This window comes from Castellaniella sp. (assembly GCF_041677825.1).
Lineage (GTDB): Bacteria > Pseudomonadota > Gammaproteobacteria > Burkholderiales > Burkholderiaceae_B > Castellaniella.
Genome location: NZ_JBAYPG010000001.1, coordinates 65,709 through 83,776, shown reverse-complemented (window position 1 = coordinate 83,776; position 18,068 = coordinate 65,709). Strand labels below are relative to the sequence as shown.

General features: G+C 64.4%; 16 protein-coding genes. 12 read left to right on the top strand and 4 right to left on the bottom strand.

Translation table 11 applies throughout. The features are described from left to right. The gene (locus WCY17_RS00340) at positions 1 to 1,233 is read left to right on the top strand and encodes a CynX/NimT family MFS transporter (protein ID WP_372700172.1); all 1,233 of its coding nucleotides are present in this window, start codon (positions 1 to 3) and stop codon (positions 1,231 to 1,233) included. Between the two features lie 172 nt (positions 1,234 to 1,405). On the opposite strand, the gene fabB is transcribed toward WCY17_RS00340, so the two are convergent. Continuing rightward, a complete protein-coding gene (fabB, locus tag WCY17_RS00335) occupies positions 1,406 to 2,623 on the bottom strand; it encodes a beta-ketoacyl-ACP synthase I (protein WP_372700171.1) in 1,218 nt (405 codons plus the stop codon). 11 nt (positions 2,624 to 2,634) lie between these two features. Then, positions 2,635 to 3,147, bottom strand: a complete 513-nt coding sequence (gene fabA / locus WCY17_RS00330; protein ID WP_372700170.1) for a 3-hydroxyacyl-[acyl-carrier-protein] dehydratase FabA — start codon at positions 3,145 to 3,147, stop codon at positions 2,635 to 2,637. Positions 3,148 to 3,417: 270 nt separating this feature from the next. Between fabA and WCY17_RS00325 the strand changes: the two genes are divergently transcribed. The 8 genes from WCY17_RS00325 (at position 3,418) to WCY17_RS00290 (ending at position 11,571) form a co-directional block, all read left to right on the top strand. Then, on the top strand, positions 3,418 to 4,188 hold the full coding sequence (locus tag WCY17_RS00325; RefSeq protein ID WP_372700169.1) for an NRDE family protein: 771 nt from the start codon (positions 3,418 to 3,420) through the stop codon (positions 4,186 to 4,188). A gap of 31 nt (positions 4,189 to 4,219) precedes the next feature. Continuing rightward, the gene (locus tag WCY17_RS00320; RefSeq protein WP_372700168.1) at positions 4,220 to 4,681 is read left to right on the top strand and encodes a GatB/YqeY domain-containing protein; all 462 of its coding nucleotides are present in this window, start codon (positions 4,220 to 4,222) and stop codon (positions 4,679 to 4,681) included. Positions 4,682 to 4,693: 12 nt separating this feature from the next. Beyond that, the gene (locus WCY17_RS00315; RefSeq protein WP_372700167.1) at positions 4,694 to 5,350 is read left to right on the top strand and encodes a TrkA family potassium uptake protein; all 657 of its coding nucleotides are present in this window, start codon (positions 4,694 to 4,696) and stop codon (positions 5,348 to 5,350) included. Between the two features lie 63 nt (positions 5,351 to 5,413). Beyond that, complete coding sequence (locus WCY17_RS00310; protein ID WP_372700166.1) at positions 5,414 to 6,778, top strand: TrkH family potassium uptake protein; 1,365 nt, start codon at positions 5,414 to 5,416, stop codon at positions 6,776 to 6,778. Between the two features lie 137 nt (positions 6,779 to 6,915). Next, complete coding sequence (locus tag WCY17_RS00305; protein ID WP_372700165.1) at positions 6,916 to 7,731, top strand: transporter substrate-binding domain-containing protein; 816 nt, start codon at positions 6,916 to 6,918, stop codon at positions 7,729 to 7,731. A 39-nt stretch (positions 7,732 to 7,770) separates the two neighbouring features. After that, a complete protein-coding gene (locus tag WCY17_RS00300; RefSeq protein ID WP_372700164.1) occupies positions 7,771 to 8,487 on the top strand; it encodes an ABC transporter permease in 717 nt (238 codons plus the stop codon). Then, positions 8,484 to 9,170 (top strand): ABC transporter permease, encoded by a 687-nt coding sequence (locus WCY17_RS00295; protein ID WP_372700163.1) that lies wholly within the window; start codon positions 8,484 to 8,486, stop codon positions 9,168 to 9,170. Before WCY17_RS00300 ends, WCY17_RS00295 begins: the two co-directional genes overlap by 4 nt. After that, complete coding sequence (locus WCY17_RS00290) at positions 9,121 to 11,571, top strand: FAD-dependent oxidoreductase (protein WP_372700162.1); 2,451 nt, start codon at positions 9,121 to 9,123, stop codon at positions 11,569 to 11,571. The genes WCY17_RS00295 and WCY17_RS00290 overlap by 50 nt, the downstream gene beginning before the upstream one ends. Positions 11,572 to 11,659: 88 nt before the next feature. On the opposite strand, the gene WCY17_RS00285 is transcribed toward WCY17_RS00290, so the two are convergent. Further along, positions 11,660 to 12,013 carry an STAS domain-containing protein gene (locus WCY17_RS00285; protein ID WP_372700161.1) on the bottom strand — a complete coding sequence of 118 codons (354 nt, stop codon included), beginning with the start codon at positions 12,011 to 12,013 and terminating at the stop codon, positions 11,660 to 11,662. A 110-nt stretch (positions 12,014 to 12,123) separates the two neighbouring features. On the opposite strand from WCY17_RS00285, the gene WCY17_RS00280 reads away from it, so the two are divergent. Genes WCY17_RS00280 through alr form a run of 3 tightly spaced genes read left to right on the top strand, consistent with a single transcriptional unit; the run spans position 12,124 to position 15,521 of the window. Continuing rightward, positions 12,124 to 13,896 (top strand): solute carrier family 23 protein, encoded by a 1,773-nt coding sequence (locus WCY17_RS00280; protein ID WP_372700160.1) that lies wholly within the window; start codon positions 12,124 to 12,126, stop codon positions 13,894 to 13,896. Between the two features lie 5 nt (positions 13,897 to 13,901). Beyond that, the gene (locus tag WCY17_RS00275; protein WP_372700159.1) at positions 13,902 to 14,360 is read left to right on the top strand and encodes an ATP-binding protein; all 459 of its coding nucleotides are present in this window, start codon (positions 13,902 to 13,904) and stop codon (positions 14,358 to 14,360) included. Between the two features lie 3 nt (positions 14,361 to 14,363). Beyond that, positions 14,364 to 15,521 carry an alanine racemase gene (alr, locus tag WCY17_RS00270; protein WP_372700158.1) on the top strand — a complete coding sequence of 386 codons (1,158 nt, stop codon included), beginning with the start codon at positions 14,364 to 14,366 and terminating at the stop codon, positions 15,519 to 15,521. On the opposite strand, the gene WCY17_RS00265 is transcribed toward alr, so the two are convergent. Then, complete coding sequence (locus tag WCY17_RS00265) at positions 15,487 to 18,009, bottom strand: MFS transporter (RefSeq protein ID WP_372700157.1); 2,523 nt, start codon at positions 18,007 to 18,009, stop codon at positions 15,487 to 15,489. The two genes, alr and WCY17_RS00265, sit on opposite strands and share 35 nt — an antisense overlap. Positions 18,010 to 18,068 lie beyond the last annotated feature (59 nt).

Genomic DNA, 18,068 nt, shown 5'->3' with positions numbered 1-18,068 from the left:
ATGGCCACACGCATGGCGTCCGGCACGCCTCGACACGGATCCTGGGGCCTCTGGATCACGGCGATTGCCCTGCTGCTGCTGGCGGCCAACTTGCGTGCGCTGTTCGCCAGTCTGTCGGTACTGCTTCCGGAAGTCACGGATGGCCTGGGCATCACAGGCGCACAGGCGGGCTACCTGACCACGCTGCCTGTGCTGTGCATGGGGTTGTTTGCGCCGCTTGCACCACGTTGTGCGGCGCGCATCGGCATGGAGCGCAGCCTGGTTCTGGTTCTGGTCCTGATTTTCATGGGCACGCTGCTGCGCGCGCAATGGGGCACAGGGATCCTGTTTGCGGGCACTGCACTGGCGGGCGCCGGAATTGCCCTGGGCAATGTCCTGTTGCCCAGCCTGGTCAAACGCGACTTCTCCGCTCATGCCGCCCTGATGACAGGGCTGTACACCATGAGCCTGTGCGGGGGCGCTGCACTGGCATCGGCCGTGACCCTGCCGCTGATTGGCCACTTTGATCAGAACTGGCGTTTCGGTCTGTCGGTGTGGGCCATTCCTGCCGCGGTCGCCTTGCTGGCGTGGCTGCCCCTGATCTTCCGCAAGAGCGGGCAGCGATCCGACCGTCCACAACACCGTCTGTTGCAGGTGCAGGGCCTGCGGCGCGATCCACTGGCCTGGGCGGTGACGGTGTTCATGGGCCTGCAGTCGGCGCTCGCATACTGCGTGCTGGGCTGGATGGCGCCCATGTTGCGGGCGCGCGGCCTGGATGGCACCGAAGCCGGCCTGATCACGTCCGTATCCATTCTGGTGCAGGTGCTTGCCTGCCTGCTGGTCCCCATGCTGGCCGCACGCAGCCGAGACCAGCGTCTGCTGGCGGTGGTCCTGACTGCCCTGGCCACGCTGTCGCTCATCGGCCTGGTGTCGGGCCCGCCGTGGCTGGCGTGGTTTCTGGCTGTTTCACAGGGCGTAGGCCAGGGCGGGCTGTTTGCACTGGCTCTGATGCTGATCGTGATGCGCTCGAACGATTCGCATGTGGCGGCCTATTTGTCGAGCATGTCACAGACCATCGGCTATGTGCTCGCCTGCAGCGGCCCCCTGCTGATCGGTTTCCTGCATGATCTTTCAGGCAATTTTGATTCTGTGTGGATATTGCTTCTGGCTCTTGGCCTGCTGGCGAGTGCAGCCGGCTGGCTGGCCGGCAGCAACCGGCTGGTCAGGGCCCGTGTCGTGCGCCCACAGGGCTGATGAAAGCCCCTGAACCGCACAGCGGGCCAGTCCCCCTGTGTGCTGCCCCCTGCTGTGTACCGCTCCTGAACCATAGTGGACTTGGGGCCGCCGTGCGCCGCCCGTGAACCACAGTGGGCTGGCCTCTGTGCGCGGCCACTGAACCACGGCGGGCTGGCCGCCTTGCACGCCGTCAAAGGCGCGCGCGCGAGAACACCAGGGTGGCGTTGGTACCACCAAAGCCGAAGCTGTTGGACAGGGCGGTCTGCACATCGGCCCGAGGCCGTGTTTCGAGCAGGATGTTCATGTCGTGCGCCGCCGGGTCGAGGGTTTCGATATTGGCTGATGCCGCCAGGAAGCCGTGCTTCATCATCAACAGGGTATATACGGCTTCATTGACGCCAGCCGCGCCCAATGCATGGCCCGAAAGGGATTTGGTGGATGCAATCAAGGGCTGGTTGGCCTCGAATACACTGCGAATGGCTTCGAGTTCCTTGATGTCGCCCACGGGCGTGCTCGTACCATGCGTATTGATGTAATCCACCGGCATGTCGACCCCCTGCAGCGCCAGCCGCATGCAGCGTTCGGCGCCTTCACCCGACGGTGCCACCATATCGTAGCCATCGGAATTGGCCCCATACCCCACGATTTCGGCCAGAATCTGCGCACCCCGGGCACGGGCGTGTTCATAGTCTTCGAGCACGACGATGCCGCCGCCGCCGGAAATCACGAAGCCATCGCGATTGGCGTCATAGGTACGCGATGCGGCTTCAGGGGTGTCGTTGTAGCGCGTCGACAAGGCCCCCATGGCATCGAACATGAAGGAGAGCGACCAGTGTTCTTCTTCGGCCCCGCCGGCGAATACGATGTCCTGCTTGCCCAGCTGGATCTGTTCGTACGCATTGCCGATGCAATGCGCACTGGTGGAACAGGCCGAACTGATTGAATAGTTGACCCCCTTGATCTGTGCCCCGGTGGCCAGACAGGCCGATACGCCGCTGGCCATGGCCTTGGTGACCATATAGGGCCCGACGCGCCGCACGCCTTTTTCCTGCAGGATCTGGATGCCCTCGTGGATCGATGAATGCGAAGCCCCGCCGGCACCGACAATCAGGCCGGTGCGCGGATGGGAAACCTGCTCGGGCGCGAGGCTCGCGTCCTGGATGGCTTCCTGCATGGCCAGCCAGGCATAGGCATGGCCCGATGCCATGAAACGGCCCAGCTTGCGGTCGATGAGCGAAAGCGCATCGAGCTGTATGGTGCCGGCCACCTGCGACCTGAGGCCGTGTTCGGCGTAGTCGGGCTGGTGGCGGATACCGGAGCGCCCCGCGCGCAGACTTTCGAGGACTTCGGCCTGGTTGTTACCGAGGCTGGATACGATGCCCATGCCAGTGACGACCACTCGACGCATGATCGGAGCTCCTAGAAATTGTCGGTACGGGTGAACAGACCCACGCGCAGGTCGTGCGCCACATAGATCTCGTGGCCATCGACCTCCATGCGGGCATCTGCAATGCCCATGACCAGTTTACGCATCATGACACGTTTCATGTCGATGTGATAACGTATTTTTCGTGCCGTTGGCAAGACCTGCCCGGTGAATTTCACATCACCCACGCCCAGTGCACGCCCCCGGCCCTGGCCGCCACAGCAGCCCAGAAAGAAGCCAACCAGTTGCCACATGGCATCGAGCCCGAGGCAGCCCGGCATGACCGGATCGCCCTGAAAATGGCAGCCGAAAAACCAGAGATCAGGCTGGATATCGAGTTCGGCGATGATTTCGCCCTTGCCATGCGGCCCGCCACGATCATCGATGTGCACGATGCGGTCGAACATCAGCATGGGGGGCAGAGGCAACTGGGCATTGCCCGGGCCAAAAAGCTCACCGCGGCCGCAAGACAATAGCTCTTCGTAGCTGTAACTGTTTTTCTGCATGATGTCGTTGGTTGTCGTGACGTGGGACAGCGCCCGAAAAGGCAGGAACCGAAGCTGGCCGCCCCCTCGCGGGCGTACCAAACCATCAAGTATACCTTGTGGCACAGCTCCGGAACGAACGGCATGCACGGCAAGCCCATGTATATGCTTGGCGAGCCCGTGCAGCCCTGAACGCGCTGTGTGCACTGCAATATCGGCACAGGCGTGCCAAAATCACGCAGACGCCCGCCTGGAAGATCTCCTTCTGCACTCCCGTGCCCACGACCCATCATGTGTATCGCCTTTCTCGCTCTTGGCCAGTCGCGCTGGCCCGTCCTGGTTGCCGCCAACCGGGATGAATTCCACGATCGCCCGACCGCCCCTCTGGGCCCCTGGCCCGGGCATCCCGAAGTGCTGGCCGGGCGCGACCTGCAGGCAGGCGGCACCTGGATGGGCTGTACCCGCAGCGGCCGGTTTGCATTGCTGACCAATTTCCGTGAGCCGGGTGTCCAGGCGCCAGCCGGCGCACCCTCCAGAGGGGCCCTGGTACGCGACTATCTGTTCAGCGAGGAGGCCCCGGATGCCTGGATGCTGCGCCTGGCACATGCTGCCCAGGCTCATGCTGGCTATAACCTGATCGTCGGCACCCGGGCCCAATGGTGGTATTACAGCAACCGCGATCCACGGCCCGGGCCACGCGCACTGGCACCCGGCCACTACGTCGTCTCCAATCACCTGCTCGATACCCCGTGGCCAAAGGCCAGGCGCTTGCGCACGGCGCTGGAAGCGCTCGCGGCCAGCGCCTGGATACGGCAGCCGGAGCAGGTGCTCGAGCGCCTGCATGACGGCACGCCTGCGCAGGACGCCGAATTGCCGGATACTGGTCTGTCACCCGATTTCGAGCGGCTGCTCAGCAGCCCGTTCATTGTGAGCCCGGAGTACGGCACACGCAGCTCGAGCGTACTGGCACTGGGCAAGGATGGGACGATCCTGTTTTGCGAACAGAGCCACGATCCGGCCGGCCGGGCCGTCGAGCGACACGATTGGCGCATCAACCGTTAGAATAGGCATTTACCCGTACAGGATCATCACCATGAGCGCAGCACTCGCCGCCCGGATTACCGACGCCGTCAAGGCGGCGATGCGGGCCCGCGACAGTACCCGCCTGCAAACTCTGCGGCTGCTGCAGGCCGCCATCAAGCAGAAGGCCATCGATGAACGCATCACCCCGGATGATGCGGCCATCCTGGCCATCATCGAGAAGCAGGCCAAACAGCGGCGTGAATCCATCGCCGCCTACAGCGCAGCCAACCGGCCCGATAGTGCCGCCCAGGAACAGGCCGAACTCGACATCCTCCTCGAATTCCTGCCGCAGCAAGCCGGTCCCGAAGAAATCGCCACCGCGGTCGCCGCTGCAATTGCCCAGGTCCAGGGCCAGGGCCTGCACGGTGGCGCCGCCATGGGCGCCGCCATGGGGCAACTGAAGGCCGCCCTGGCCGGGCGGGCCGACATGGCGCACGTATCCAGCCTGGTGCGGCAGCAACTGGCAAACTGACGGGGGTCGGTCATGGGGCAGTTTGCCATCATTGGCTTGGGGCGCTTCGGCGGGGCCGCAGCGCTTGAACTCATGCGCCTCGGGCATTCCGTGCTGGGTGTGGATGGCGATGAAAGAATCGTGACCCAGTATGCCGACCGGCTGACCCAGGCCATGATCGTCGATGTCACCGACAGCGATTCGCTCGCCGATCTCGCACTGGCCGACTACGACATGGTTCTGGTGGCCATCGGTGAAGATGTGCAGTCCAGCCTGGTATGCACGGTGCATCTGAAGGCCCTGGGCGTCAAGACCGTGTGGGTCAAGGCCTCATCGCGGGCCCATCACCTGATTCTCAACAAACTGGGCGTCAACCGCATCATCCACCCCGAAGAAGAAATGGGCATACGCATTGCCCAGGTGCTCAGCTACCCCATGGTCAATGACTACATTGCCCTGGGCAATGGCGAATTCGTGGTCGAAATCGAAGCCAGCGACAAGCTCGACGGCCGTACCCTGGGCGATGCCCTGATGACCGAGCCTCCGGGCAATATCCAGGCGCTGGCCGTCAAGCGCCGCGGCGATACCACAGTGCACCCCACCGAACAGTTCGTGGTCCGGGCCAAGGATACCCTGATCCTCTTTGGCCATTTACAATACCTCAAGATGGCAGCGCCCAAGCTGCGTTGAATCCGCCACGCCTCCAGCCCGCTGCCGTGCGCCTGGCACGATCAGTCTGTGCGGATATGCCCCATGGCCAGATTTCCCATACGCCCCATCAAGATCTACCGGCGCGCACGCCGCACCGGGCAGCTGCAGGCCAGCCCGCCCGCCATCCTGGCCAGCAGCTTTGGGATTCTGATCCTGCTTGGCACGATACTGCTCGCCCTGCCCATTTCCCAGCGCAAGCCATTCGGGCTTTTCGAGGCATTTTTCACGGCGACATCATCGGTCACCGTCACCGGCCTGACGATCATCGATCCAATCCACGATCTGAGCTTCTTCGGCCAGGCCGTGATGCTGGGGCTGGTGCAGATCGGTGGCATTGGTTTTGTCACCTTTGCCATCATTGCAGCCGTGACGCTGGGCAAACGGGTCAGCCTCAAGTACCAGGCCCTGGCACTCGAGGCCTTCAATCAGACCAGCATGCAACGGGTGCGAAGCACGGCGTTCACGGTGCTCAAGTTCTCGCTGGCGATCGAAGGGGCTGCGATGCTGGTACTCACGCTCTGGTGGTGGCGCCACGACCGCCTCGAGCACGCCTTCCTGATGGCTGGTTTTCATGTGGTGTCAGCCTTCAACAATGCGGGGCTGACCCTGTTTCCCGACAGCCTGGCCAGTTTCTCGGGTGATCCGGTCACCACGTTTGTGCTGACCTTCTGCGTGATTCTGGGTGGCCTGGGCTTCAGTGTGCTGGCCGACATCTACAACAAGCGCGCCTGGACCACGCTGTCGTACTATACGCGCCTGATGATCCTGGGCACCTTGTTGCTCAACCTGTGCGGGCTGGTGCTGTTCTGGCTGATCGAAGCCGGCAACCCCTTCACTCTGGGCCCGTTGCCGGTTGCGAATCAGGGGCTGGCGGCCTGGACGCAGATCATATCGGCCCGCACGGCCGGCTTTGCGAGTGTCGACATCGACCAGTTGCGCGACAGCAGCCGTTTCCTGCTGGTGGGCCTGATGTTCATCGGCGGCGGATCATTGTCCACGGCCAGTGGCATCAAGCTGGGCACCTTCATCATCCTGATGGCCGTGGTGCGTTCGTACATTCGCCAGCGCAAAGAGGTCGTGCTGATGAACCGCACGATTTCACCGGAATCCATACACAAGGCCCTGGCCCTGCTGATGGTCTCCGCGCTGCTCGTGTGCATCGGCATCTTTGCCGTCAGCCTGCTTGAGAACCTGCCATTCATCAGCATCGTCATGGAAGTCATGTCGGCGTTCAGCACCACCGGGCTGAGCCCCGAACTGACGCCAGCCCTGAGCCGGCCCAGCCAGATCCTGCTCATGATGCTGATGCTCGTCGGGCGTCTGGGCCCGCTTACGCTGGTCTACAACCTGGGCACCCAGCGGCACAGCCGCGTGCGCCATGCAGAAATCCCCATCCAGGTGGGTTGAACCGCCGTGCTGCCGAGCAGCCAGCCAGAGGCACAGGAGGATGCCAGCCACTGTGGTGCGGGCAGCCGATGGACTACTATTGCGTTATTCTGAAATTGTGTCGTTCCAGACACCCAACCTCGAAAAGGAACCCAGCCATGGCGACTTCCATCGTACGCAAGGCAACCGTACTCACCCTGCTTGGTCTGGCTGGGGTGGCCACTGCGGCCTCGGCCGCCACTTTGAAAATCGGCACCGAGGGCGGCTATCCGCCCTGGAGCATGGTGGATGCCAGCGGCCAGGTCACCGGGTTCGATGCCGACATGGGGCAGGCCCTGTGCTCGAAACTCGAAATGAAATGCCGCTTCGTGGTGCAGGCGTTCGACAGCCTGATCCCGGCCTTGCAGGCTGAACGCTTCGATCTGGTCATCTCCGGCATGTCGGTCACGCCCGAACGCGGCAAGGTGATCAGTTTCAGCATCCCCTATGCCTCTGAAGATTCCGCCTTCGTGCTGCCTTCCGGCAGCCCGCTGATCAAGGCGGACGCACAGCAGGCCTTGTTCGACGGCCTGGCCGGCAAGTCGGTGGGGGTGCAGGGCGGCACAACCCAGGGGGCCTATCTGCAGAAATACGCTCCGGCACTCAAACTCAAGACCTATGAAACCCAGGATCAGATGCAGATGGATCTGGTGGCCGGGCGCCTGGATGCCACATTTTCGGAAGTCACCCCGCAGAGCCAGTTTCTCGATACCTCGGGCAAGGGCAAGTTTGCCATGGGCGATTACATCGTCAAGAGCAGCGCCGACCCCGAAATCCTCGGCCTGGGAATCGGCGCGGGCATCAACCAGAAGAATACCGAACTCAAGGCCAGGGTCGACAAGGCACTGTGCGAGCTCATGAGCGAAGGCATGATCAAGGCCTCGAGCATCAAGTGGTTCGGTGTCGATCTGTCCAACTACGAAGCCTGCAAGTAAGGGCCTGCGTACCTCATCACGGCGATGGGGTATGGCCTCATGATGGCGTCCCTGCACGACATACTGGCTTCCGGCTGGGGCCTCATGTTGCTGCGCGGAGCACTGATGACCCTCTTCATCAGCCTGTGCGGCATCCTCCTGGGGCTGATCATCGGCGTCGGCGGCGCCGCGCTCAAAACGGGCGGCAATCCGCTCTGGCGCGGCCTGGTCAATCTCTATACGCTGATCGTGCGCAGCGTGCCCGAACTGCTCATCATCTACCTGCTGTTCTTCGCCACGGTGCAGCCCGCGGCCGATCTGGCAGACTGGCTGGACCTCGACGACCTGATGAGCGCCTTCTTCCCCATGCTGGTCGGTATCGTCGCCATTGGCCTCATCTCGGGCTCATACAGCGTCGAAGTCTTTCGCGGCGCGTTCAAGGCGATCGCCCCCGGTCAGCTCGAAGCGGCCCGGGCGATCGGCATGAGCCGTGGGCAATGCCTGTGGCGTATCATGCTGCCGCAGCTGTTCTGGTATGCGCTGCCGGGGGCGAACAATGTCTGGCAGAACGCCCTCAAGGACACCGCCCTGATCTCTCTGGTGGGTCTGGTCGAACTCATGCGCGCCGCGGTGCTGGGGTCGGCAGCCACCCGTGCGCCGCTTGCCATGTATCTGCTGGCCGGGGTTCTGTACTTCATCATAGGCGCCTTCAGCCAGGCGGCATTCGTCTGGGCTGAACGTCATTATGGTCGCGGCATGCGGGTGGTGCGCGCATGATCGAGCTCTTTCAGAAGGCCATACCGGTCCTGTTGCAGGGGTTCCGGGTCACTCTTGAAATCGGCCTGAGTGCCATTCTGTTCGCGTCCCTGCTGGGGCTGGTCGCCGCCCTGATGCGTGAATCCGGACGCAAACTGCTGGCGTGGCCGGCGTTCCTGTACAGCACGGTCTTCAGGGGTACGCCCCTGCTGATCCAATTGTTCCTGCTCTATTACGGCATCGGCGCCCTGCCATACGTGCGCGAGCAGCCCGGGCTGTGGTGGCTGTTCAGTGACGGCGCGCGCTGCGCCATCCTGGCCATCTCGCTCAACAGCGGGGCCTACATGAGCGAAGCCATACGCGGGGGGCTGCAGTCCGTGCCCCGCGGCCAGACAGACGCAGCAACTGCATTCGGAATGACGGCCGTGCAAGTCTTCAGGCGCATCCGTTTCCCCCTGGCCTTGCGCCAGGCGTTCCCGGCCTACAGCAACGAGCTCGTGCTGGCCATCAAGGGCACCAGCCTGGCTTCGACGATCGCGGTCATGGAACTGACCGGCCTGGCCCGCCAGCTGATGAGCCAAAGCTACTTGATCGTCGAAACCTTCATCATCGCCGGCCTGCTGTATCTGGCCATCAACATGACCCTGCTCGGCTGTGCCTGGCTGGTTGAACTGTCACTGGGCATGCGTTCGCAGGCCCGCTGATACCCCGATTCCACCAGACCGCAGAGAGCCGCCACGGCCGGTGCCCGAGCGGCATGCCGCAGGCCGGTGCTACCATATCCCGATCTGTCCATACCCTGGAGCGAACGCCCTGAAGCCCGAACTTCCACCGACTGAACCACAACAACCCGAACACGCTGATTTTCTCCTGATCGGGGGTGGCATTGCGGCCGTGACCGCAGCCCAGACCCTGCGCAACGAAGGCGAACAGGGTTCCATCCTGATGCTGGGCGCAGAAGCCGAATATCCCTATAACCGCCCGCCCCTGACCAAGGCCTTTCTGGCCGGCGAAACCACCATCGAGCAGATGTGGCTCGGCGAGCCTGACGCTTACCGGAACGCGGGGATCGATGTACGGGTTGGCTGCCGCGCCCAGCGCATCTGCCCGGATACACGCCAGGTCATCGATGCATCCGGGCGCCGCTACCATTACGGTCAATTGCTGCTTGCCAGCGGTGCGCACGCCTGCCGTCTCGATGTCCCGGGGGCCGGCCTGCACGGCGTGTTCGTCTATCGGACCCTCGCCCATGCGCGCGCCGTGCAGCAATGGATCGCAAAAAACCCGGGGCCGGTGGGCATCGTCGGCACCAGCTTCATTGCCATGGAACTGGCCACCACCCTGACCCGAATGGGCCTGAAGGTTACATTGTTAGATCGGGCCGATCGGGTCTTCCCGCGCATCCATTCAGACCTGCTGTCGGCGTATTTCCTGCAGCGTTGCGAAAATCACGGCATCGACGTCCTGCTGAACCAGAACATCAGCCGGTTTCATGGTCGCGGCAAGGTCGCGGCGATAGAAACCACGAGCGGGCAGAGCATCGAGTGCAGCACCGTCGTCATGGCCATTGGAACGGCCGCACAGACCGACTACCTCGAAGCGTCCGGCATTGCCGTTGATGATGGCGTGGTCGTCGACGAGTTCCTGCAAACGAACCAGGCGGGCATATTCGCTGCCGGGGATGTCGCCAACTATCCAGCGGCCGATGGCCAGCGCCAGCGTTCCATGCACTGGCAGAACGCACGCCGGCAGGGGCAGATCGCCGCAAAGAACATGCTCGGCCAGCGCATCCCCTATGCCAGCGTGCTGCACTACTATTGCGATTTCCTGGATTTCAGTTTCACCTTCCTGGGGCGCAGCGACCAGGCCGGGCAGCGCATCACCCGCGGTGATCTGGCCGAGCGCTCGTTCGCCGAGCTCTATCTCGAAGACGGCGTGATCGTAGGGCTGTTCTCCACTGGGCGCCCACCTGAAGAAACCCAGCTCCTGAAGCGCCTGATTCGCGATCGCATGCCGGTGCGCGGCGCGGAACGGCAACTGGCCGATCCAGGTGCTGCGCTTGACAGCCTGGCGCGTGAAACCATCCTCATCCTGCAGGGCGGCGCGGCTCTGGGGGCTTTCGAATGCGGTGTCATCCGTGCCATGGACGAGGCCGGCATCATGCCGGATGTGGTCGGCGGGGTATCCATCGGGGCCATCAACGGGGTCATCGTGGCGGGCAACCCGGGCCGGGCCGCGGAAGCCGTGGCAGCATTCTGGGATGAAATCGGCGTTCTGGCCCCGGTGCCCGCATCCGATGCGCTGGGCGGTGCCATGGCGGTGGGTGCGACCATCCTGTGGGGGATCCCCGAATTCTTCAAGCCACGCTGGCTGTCTCCGGGCGTGCAGGGTGAGTGGTGGCCCGCCAGCTGGACCAGCCTCTACGACCCGGCCCCCCTGCGCGAGCTGCTGGCCAGGCATGTCGATTTCGCAAAACTGGCCGACAGCCCGATCCGGCTGATCGTCTCGGCCGTCGAGGTCGACCGGGGCGAGCTCGTCTATTTCGACAGCCGGGTCGATACCCTGACCCCGGATCACATCCTGGCCAGTTGCAGCCTGCCGCCGATCTTTCCCTGGACCACGATAGACGGGCGCCACTACTGGGACGGCGGCATCATCAGCAATTCTCCACTCGAGCAGGTCCTGCTGCGCAGCGGCCCGGACAACAAGCAGGTATTCATCGTCGACCTGTTCCCGGGCGAACGGCCGCTGCCCTCGAATCTGGCTGAAGTCCTGTCCAGACGCGACGAAATCATCTATGGCGAACGGATCCGCAACGATGCCCATGTGCGCGAGCTGGTGCATGAATTCAAGGACCTGGTCGATGAGGTCATGAGCGCGGTCGAGCCCGACGCTGCTGCCCGCCTGAAGCAACACCCGCGCTATATTCAGCTGATGGGCGCAGGGGGGGCCAGTACCATCACCCGCATCGTGCGCGACGGCTCCACCAAAGAGCCCCTGGCCGCTCATTATGATTTTTCGATGCAGGCCATCCAGCGCCAGCGGCGCGCCGGTTACCTGACGGCCCTGCGGCGGCTGGCCGCCCAGGGTCAGGCCGGCGGCTGACCTGACGGGCCACCCCAGAATCAGGCCAGCGGCCGGCCTGACGGGCCACCCCAGGGGCAGAGGCCAGTGGCTGGCCCGGCGGCGCGCGTCAGGGCTGGTCAGCGGCCCCGGCGATCCATGCCAGGGCCGCCGTGCGGTCTGGCACCACCGAAAGAATGGACAGAAAGCCGCTGATGTCGAATACTTCGTGCACATGGGGCTGCAGACGGCACAGCACCAGGCGGCTGGCATGCTGCTTCTGGTGTTTGGCGAGCATCAGCACGACCCGCAGGCCGGCGCTGGAGATGTAGTCGACTTCGGCGAGATCGAGTACGCAGTCTGCGTCATCGTGTTGCAACTGGGCCAGCATCCGGGTTTCGGCTTCGACCGCATTGCCACCATTGATCTGCCCAATCACGGAGATGATGCGCACCGCACCGTTTCTTTCACTGAGTATGTTCATGCGTGGCCAACCTGATTGAAATGAAACACGATCGAAGACCATATAATAATCAACATGCGTCGGCAGCGGCCGTGCAGTCCGAACATCAAGCACGAAAACAAGGCCCCCGGATGACACTTCTGTCTCGCCTCCGTTTGCCCGCGTCCCCGCCTTTCCGGCGCCCCCATGATCTCGTCTACGCCGACGCTGAATGCCCGCCCACCGCCACCCTGTTCGGGCTCGGTGTGCAGCACATGGCCACGGCCCTGGCCCTGATCGCCTATGTTCTGGCCGCGGCCCAGATCGGCGAACTCGACGGCGAGGCCACCCGCAGCCTGGTCACTGCCACGATCCTGAGCATGGCGCTGGCGACCTTTCTGCAATCCTGGGGCGGCAAGCTGGGCGCCGGGCTGCTGCTGGTCCATATACCCGATCCCATACTGGTCCTGGTGATCGGGCTGGTCACGGCCAGGTACGGTCTGGGCGGGCTGGTGCTGGTGGGCCTGGTCAATGGCCTGGTGTCGATCTGCGCCGGCTACCTGATGCCCTATCTGCGCGCCTTGCTGCCCCCCACTGTGGCGGGGGTTGCCGTTTGCGTGGCCGGCCTGTCGCTCATCACGCCAGGCCTGGAGCAGATCGGCGGCATGGACGGCCATGGCCAGTTCAACAGCACCGATGTGCTCGTCGGTCTGGTCACCCTGGCCGTCATCATGGTGCTGTCCATCTGGGGCAACCGGCGCAGCAAGCTGTTCGCCTTGCTTGCCGGGCTTTTCGTCGGGGTCGTGCTCGCCGGGCTGCTGGGGCATCTGCAGGGTTTCGAGCAGCTGGCCGCGGCGCCGGTATTCGATCTGCCGTCCGTGCCCGCACCAAACTTCGCTGTCGATCCGACCGTGCTGATCGCCATTGCAGTGCTGTCCCTCATGACCCAGCTCGACGTATTCGGCTGCGTGGTGCTGTTGCACAAGATGAACGACAGCGACTGGCGCCGGCCCGACATGCAGATGATCGGTGCCGGAATGCGCGCCAATGGGCTGGGCAACCTGCTGGCCGGCGGGCTGGGCGCCTACCCCAGTGCGGTGTCTTCCGCCAACATCGCCCTTGCACACATCAGCCGGACCACCTCGCGCTGGGTAGGTCTGATGATCGCCGCCCTGCTGGCCCTCGCCGCATTCCTGCCACAATTCACCCTGGCGCTCACCTTGATCCCGCGCTCCATCATTGGCGCGGTCGGGCTGTATGCAGCAGCATACCTGATCGTCTCCGGCATCGAACTGATCGCCTCGCGCGCACTGGACGCCCGGGGCATTTTCATGGTGGGCCTGTCCTTCGTGGCCGGCCTGGGCGTCATGTTCGACCCAGGCCTGGCCGAACAGGCGCCCGAGCCCGTGCGCTTCATCGCCAGCAATGGCATCATCGTGGCAGGCCTCACGGCCATCATCCTGAATCTGATTTTCAGGCTGGGCATTTCACAGCACGCGCGCCTGGCCCTCGCCGACATCGATCATGCACAAATGGCACGCGCGATCACCGATTTCGTCGAAGGCCAGGGGGCGGCCTGGAATGCCCGGCGCGATGTCGTCAGGCGGGCAGCGCAGGCTGCACTCGAGGCGGCCGAAGCCATTGTTGCCGCGGGGAACAACCGGCGCCTGCTCGAAATCAAGGGCTCTTTCGATGAATTCAATCTCGATTTCGAGTTCACGCACGATGGTGCCCCGCTGCCGGTCAGCCGCCCCGAGACCACGGTGGATGCCGGTTTGCTGGAACTCGACGATGACGCCTTCGAGGCCGCCATGGCGCGCACACTGTCGGGTGTATCGGGCGTACTGCTCAGGCGCCTGGCCGACAACCTGAAAAGCGGCCAGCGCGGAGACACAGCCTATCTCCAGCTGCATTTTGCGCACTGACGGGCATGGATGGCAGCGAATCCACCCTGTGCGTCAGGGCCACGCTGTCGCTCGATGCGAGGCCTGGTGTCGTGGCCCAGGCGTTGTCCTGGCTGGCTGATACCGCCGAGCAAGGCCGCTGGAGCGCATCGCTGACGCGGCGTCTGACCCTGTGCCTGGATGAAGCGCTGAGCAATATCCTGATGCATGGCTTCAAGACCCATGCGGCCACTGAATCGCGGCGCATCCACCTGCGCATTCTTCAGGGCGCCGACCGTACGGCGGTCGATATCATCGACAATGGCATGCCATTCGACCCAAGCCGCATCGCGTTGCCACCGCTGGCGGGCTCCGTCGATGACGCCCGCCAGGGCGGGCACGGCTTGCGGCTCATGCGTCATTATCTGGATGAGATCCATTACGAACATCGCGACCGCCACAATCACTTGCGACTGGTGGTTCATGCCAGCGTACCAAGGCCTTGAAGCGTGTCCCGACTCACTGAACCGACCGCCCCGAAACACGGCCCCCATGTGCATGCCGTTCAGGCGCTGATCGATCCCAAGGCCATCGCCGCCAACCTGCGGCACCTGCATGATCTTCTGGCTGGCACGCATGCCCAGCGGCCAGCACCGGGCACGCAGATCTGGGCTGTCGTCAAGGCTGACGCCTACGGCCACGGCCTGCACATGGTTTATCCGGGGCTGCGGGAGGCCGATGGGCTCGCCGTGTTTTCCCTGCAGGAAGCACTGGCGTGTCGACGGCTGGGTTGGACAAAGCCACTGCTCATCATGGGTACGCCCTTCGAGGCCGACGGCGACCATGATCCAGGCCTGTTTCCCGTACACTGGATCATTGACGACTGGCGCGCGCTGCGTGAACTCGGTCGCTGCCCGCCAGGCCGGCCTCTGTACGCCTGGCTGCGTTTTCGAGGGCAATTGAATCACGGCGGTTTCGGGCCGGCAGACTACCGCCCGGCTTATCGGCTTCTGGCCGAACTGGTCCGCACCGGGCATGTGCGTGGTGCCGGCCATCTGTGCCACTATGCCTGTGCGGAAGACCCGGCCCGGCTGCGCGAAGAAAGGCAATATTTCGCTGTCCATCGACGTGGGCTGCCCGGCCCTGTCTGCACCGAGAACTCTGCCGCGCTGCTGCTCGAACCCGAGGCCGCCGGGCACACCCACTGGGCGCGCAGCGGCATCGCGCTGTATGGCATCAGTCCGCTGCCCGACCAGAGTGGCCTGACCCTGGGCCTGCAGCCCGCCATGCGCCTGCAGGCGCCGCTGCGCGATGTTCTTGCGCTCGCGGCCGGGGCCCGATTGGGCTACGGAGGGGATTTCCTGGCCCCGCATGACATGCAGGTGGGCCTGGTCGGCTGCGGCTATGCGTACGGCTATCCACGCCAGCCCGGGCCCGATGCCCGCGTACTGGTCGGTGGGCAGCTCAGGCGCATCATTGGACGGGTCACCATGGATACCCTGGCGATCGACGTCACCGGCCAGGCGCGTCCGCCACGGCATGCCCCGGTCACGCTCTGGGGCGATGCGCGCCTGCCCATCGAGCACGTCGCCCATCGGGCCGGCATGATCCCGGCACAACTGTGCACTGGCCTCACTGCACGCGTGCTGCATCGTCAGGTGGCCTGACGTCCTGCTGTGGTGCCAGCAGCCAGAATGCCAGCGTCGCCAGCAGATAGATGAGGCCTGTCGCGGCCAGACCCACGGCCATGCTGACCTGCATCAGCAGCAGGCCCATCAGCAAGGGCCCCAGCATCTGCCCCAGCTTGTCGGCCGCCCGCATCACGCTGGTGGCCCGGCCAAGCCCATGACGCTGGACACGCTGCAATTGCAGCATGTAGGCCACCTGGGCGCTCCCGGCCAGGCAACTGGCCATGGCCAGCAGTAAAACGGCCAGCGTGACCATGGCCATGCCACCGATCCAGTACAGGCTCAGCAGGCCCGCGCTGCCCAGCACGCCACCGGCTACGATCCAGGTTTTCCGGTGCGCACTGCCATCGGTGATTCGCGCCATCGGTGGCCCCAGGTAAATGACGCAAAGGCCGTATAGCATGATGATGCGACCGACGCTCACCGTCGTCCCCCCCATAGCTTCCACGTACAGAGGCAGGGCGTAGCTGAGCAGGCCTGTCTGGGCGACGGAGAATGGAATGACAGAGCCCAGCAGCACGAGACCATAATCACGACTGAGCAACAGCCGGGACAGGGCACGCCACGCCCCCTCGGCTGCTGCACCCGCCGCCTCGGCAGCGCCGGGCCGATGCAGGCGGGATCGCCGCGCCGGCATCGTGTCACGATCGGGCCACATCAGCCAGAACACGCCGAACAATGGCAGCGCCAGCAGGCCGGCACTCAGCAGGAACACGGCCAGTGCGCCCAGTTGCTGCGCCAGCATGGCGCCCGCAGCCGCGCCGGACAAATAGCCGGCAAACAGCCCCGCCACCACGATGGCCATATTGCGGCCCCGGTGCGCAGCCGGGCTGAGCAGCACGATGAAGGCCTGCAGCCCCATCCACGTCAGGCCATAGCCGAGTCCGGCCAGTGCCCGCGCGACCACCAGCCAGGGCAATGAAGGCGCGAGACTGCTGGCCACACTGCCCGCCATGGCGATCAGCAGGCCAGCCAGCACGGGCTGGACCCAGCCGCGGCGATCGGCGAGGCGCCCGGCCAGCAAGGCCGCAACGAATCCACAGCCCATTTCGGCCGCGATGGGCAGGCCCAACAGGATCTCGAGACCGGGAATCCGTGCGGCGGACGGCAACAGGGAACGTGCATACAGCGGCAGGAAACTCACGGGCATGGCCATGGCAAACAGAAAGCCGAACATGACCGGCCGGGCGGTACGCCCCGCATGCACTGGATCCCCGTGACCCGCACCGTCGGTCGCCGCGGCGTGTTCGCGTGCCCGCAGCGCGCGATCCATCAACATGGCCAGAAGGAGCAGCAGCTCGAACACGGCCACCAGGGCCACGACCACGACCGTACCTGCGTCCAGCACCCGTGCCCAGGTGTCCTTTGCCATGCGCTGGTCGTTCAGGACAATGCGCAGGTAGGCAACGGGTGCCTGCGAACGGCCATGAAGTGCAAACAACAAGGTGTTGCCATGGCGGGTGGCGTGCGCAGACAAATCGACCGGATGAGCCCGATCATCTGGCCCGACCGGCAGGGCACCCTGTGCATTGGCCCGATTCAGCCAGTTGCCGTGCGCATCGATCAACCCGATTTCATCGATCAGGGGGAAGGCTGCGGCCAGCCGTGCCATGGGTCGTTCGACATCGCGCATCGCATTGGCCGCGATGCCATGGGACAGCACGCGATTCAGGTCGGCCTGCAGGCGGCTGCCCACAACATGCGTATTTTGATGTGCGACATCGAGCCAGCTCGATCGAAATGCATGCACGGTATGCGCAATATAGAGCCCCTGGGCCAGCAGCAGCACGAGCAGCGGCAGCAGCAGCCGGAACCGGCGCGCATCGGCCTCCTGTTGCCGTATCACGGCAGGACGGAACAACCACAGCAGCAACAGGAAGGCGACCAGGGTGGACAGGGCCAATGCCCGAAGGTTGTCGGCGATCAGTGTGCCCCGGTCGGGAACTGCGGCCGGCACCTGCACGCGTACCGCCCCCAACAAGGCACCGGCGGCATCACGCAATGCTGCGGCGACCACCAGCCGACCCTCCTGTTCCTGCCAGGCCGCCCCGGACCCCAGCATGCGGACTGCCGCTGACGGATCGCCCTGCCCTGCCCCCTGCAGGGCCTTCAGCACCCCAGTGCCCGCCAACGAGTCGCCGGTGGCTGCCAGACGATCGCCGTTGGCCAGGACCACATCCGCGCCTTGCAGGTCCGGCAGGCTGTCGTGCAGGCCCGCCAACAGCAAAGGCAGACCGAAATACTGCTCCAGCGGCTTGCCCAGCGACATGCCGATCCGGATTTCGCCTGCTGTCTGGTCCACGGACAGCCCGACGCGCTCGGCCGTGTTCTCGCGTGACAGCTGCCTGAGCGCCGAAAGGCTCAATGCCCCGATCAATGCCTGGGACAACAGCAGCACGAGCACACAGGCCACGAGGACGGCTCGAAACCGGCCGCGTCCGTAGGGCGAGGAATGGGGCTGCAACATGCTCAGCTCGCTGGGCACACCGGGGCCGGCGGAATGCCGGCAGCAACAGGTAGCGGCCT

What these genes read in the sequence shown, in the direction of transcription:
- WCY17_RS00340 (WP_372700172.1), top strand. Translation starts at nt 1, where the DNA reads ATGGCCACACGCATGGCGTCCGGCACGCCTCGACACGGATCCTGGGGC.
- fabB (WP_372700171.1), bottom strand. Translation starts at nt 2,623, where the DNA reads ATGCGTCGAGTGGTCGTCACTGGCATGGGCATCGTATCCAGCCTCGGT.
- fabA (WP_372700170.1), bottom strand. Translation starts at nt 3,147, where the DNA reads ATGCAGAAAAACAGTTACAGCTACGAAGAGCTATTGTCTTGCGGCCGC.
- WCY17_RS00325 (WP_372700169.1), top strand. Translation starts at nt 3,418, where the DNA reads ATGTGTATCGCCTTTCTCGCTCTTGGCCAGTCGCGCTGGCCCGTCCTG.
- WCY17_RS00320 (WP_372700168.1), top strand. Translation starts at nt 4,220, where the DNA reads ATGAGCGCAGCACTCGCCGCCCGGATTACCGACGCCGTCAAGGCGGCG.
- WCY17_RS00315 (WP_372700167.1), top strand. Translation starts at nt 4,694, where the DNA reads ATGGGGCAGTTTGCCATCATTGGCTTGGGGCGCTTCGGCGGGGCCGCA.
- WCY17_RS00310 (WP_372700166.1), top strand. Translation starts at nt 5,414, where the DNA reads ATGGCCAGATTTCCCATACGCCCCATCAAGATCTACCGGCGCGCACGC.
- WCY17_RS00305 (WP_372700165.1), top strand. Translation starts at nt 6,916, where the DNA reads ATGGCGACTTCCATCGTACGCAAGGCAACCGTACTCACCCTGCTTGGT.
- WCY17_RS00300 (WP_372700164.1), top strand. Translation starts at nt 7,771, where the DNA reads ATGATGGCGTCCCTGCACGACATACTGGCTTCCGGCTGGGGCCTCATG.
- WCY17_RS00295 (WP_372700163.1), top strand. Translation starts at nt 8,484, where the DNA reads ATGATCGAGCTCTTTCAGAAGGCCATACCGGTCCTGTTGCAGGGGTTC.
- WCY17_RS00285 (WP_372700161.1), bottom strand. Translation starts at nt 12,013, where the DNA reads ATGAACATACTCAGTGAAAGAAACGGTGCGGTGCGCATCATCTCCGTG.
- WCY17_RS00280 (WP_372700160.1), top strand. Translation starts at nt 12,124, where the DNA reads ATGACACTTCTGTCTCGCCTCCGTTTGCCCGCGTCCCCGCCTTTCCGG.
- WCY17_RS00275 (WP_372700159.1), top strand. Translation starts at nt 13,902, where the DNA reads ATGGATGGCAGCGAATCCACCCTGTGCGTCAGGGCCACGCTGTCGCTC.
- WCY17_RS00265 (WP_372700157.1), bottom strand. Translation starts at nt 18,009, where the DNA reads ATGTTGCAGCCCCATTCCTCGCCCTACGGACGCGGCCGGTTTCGAGCC.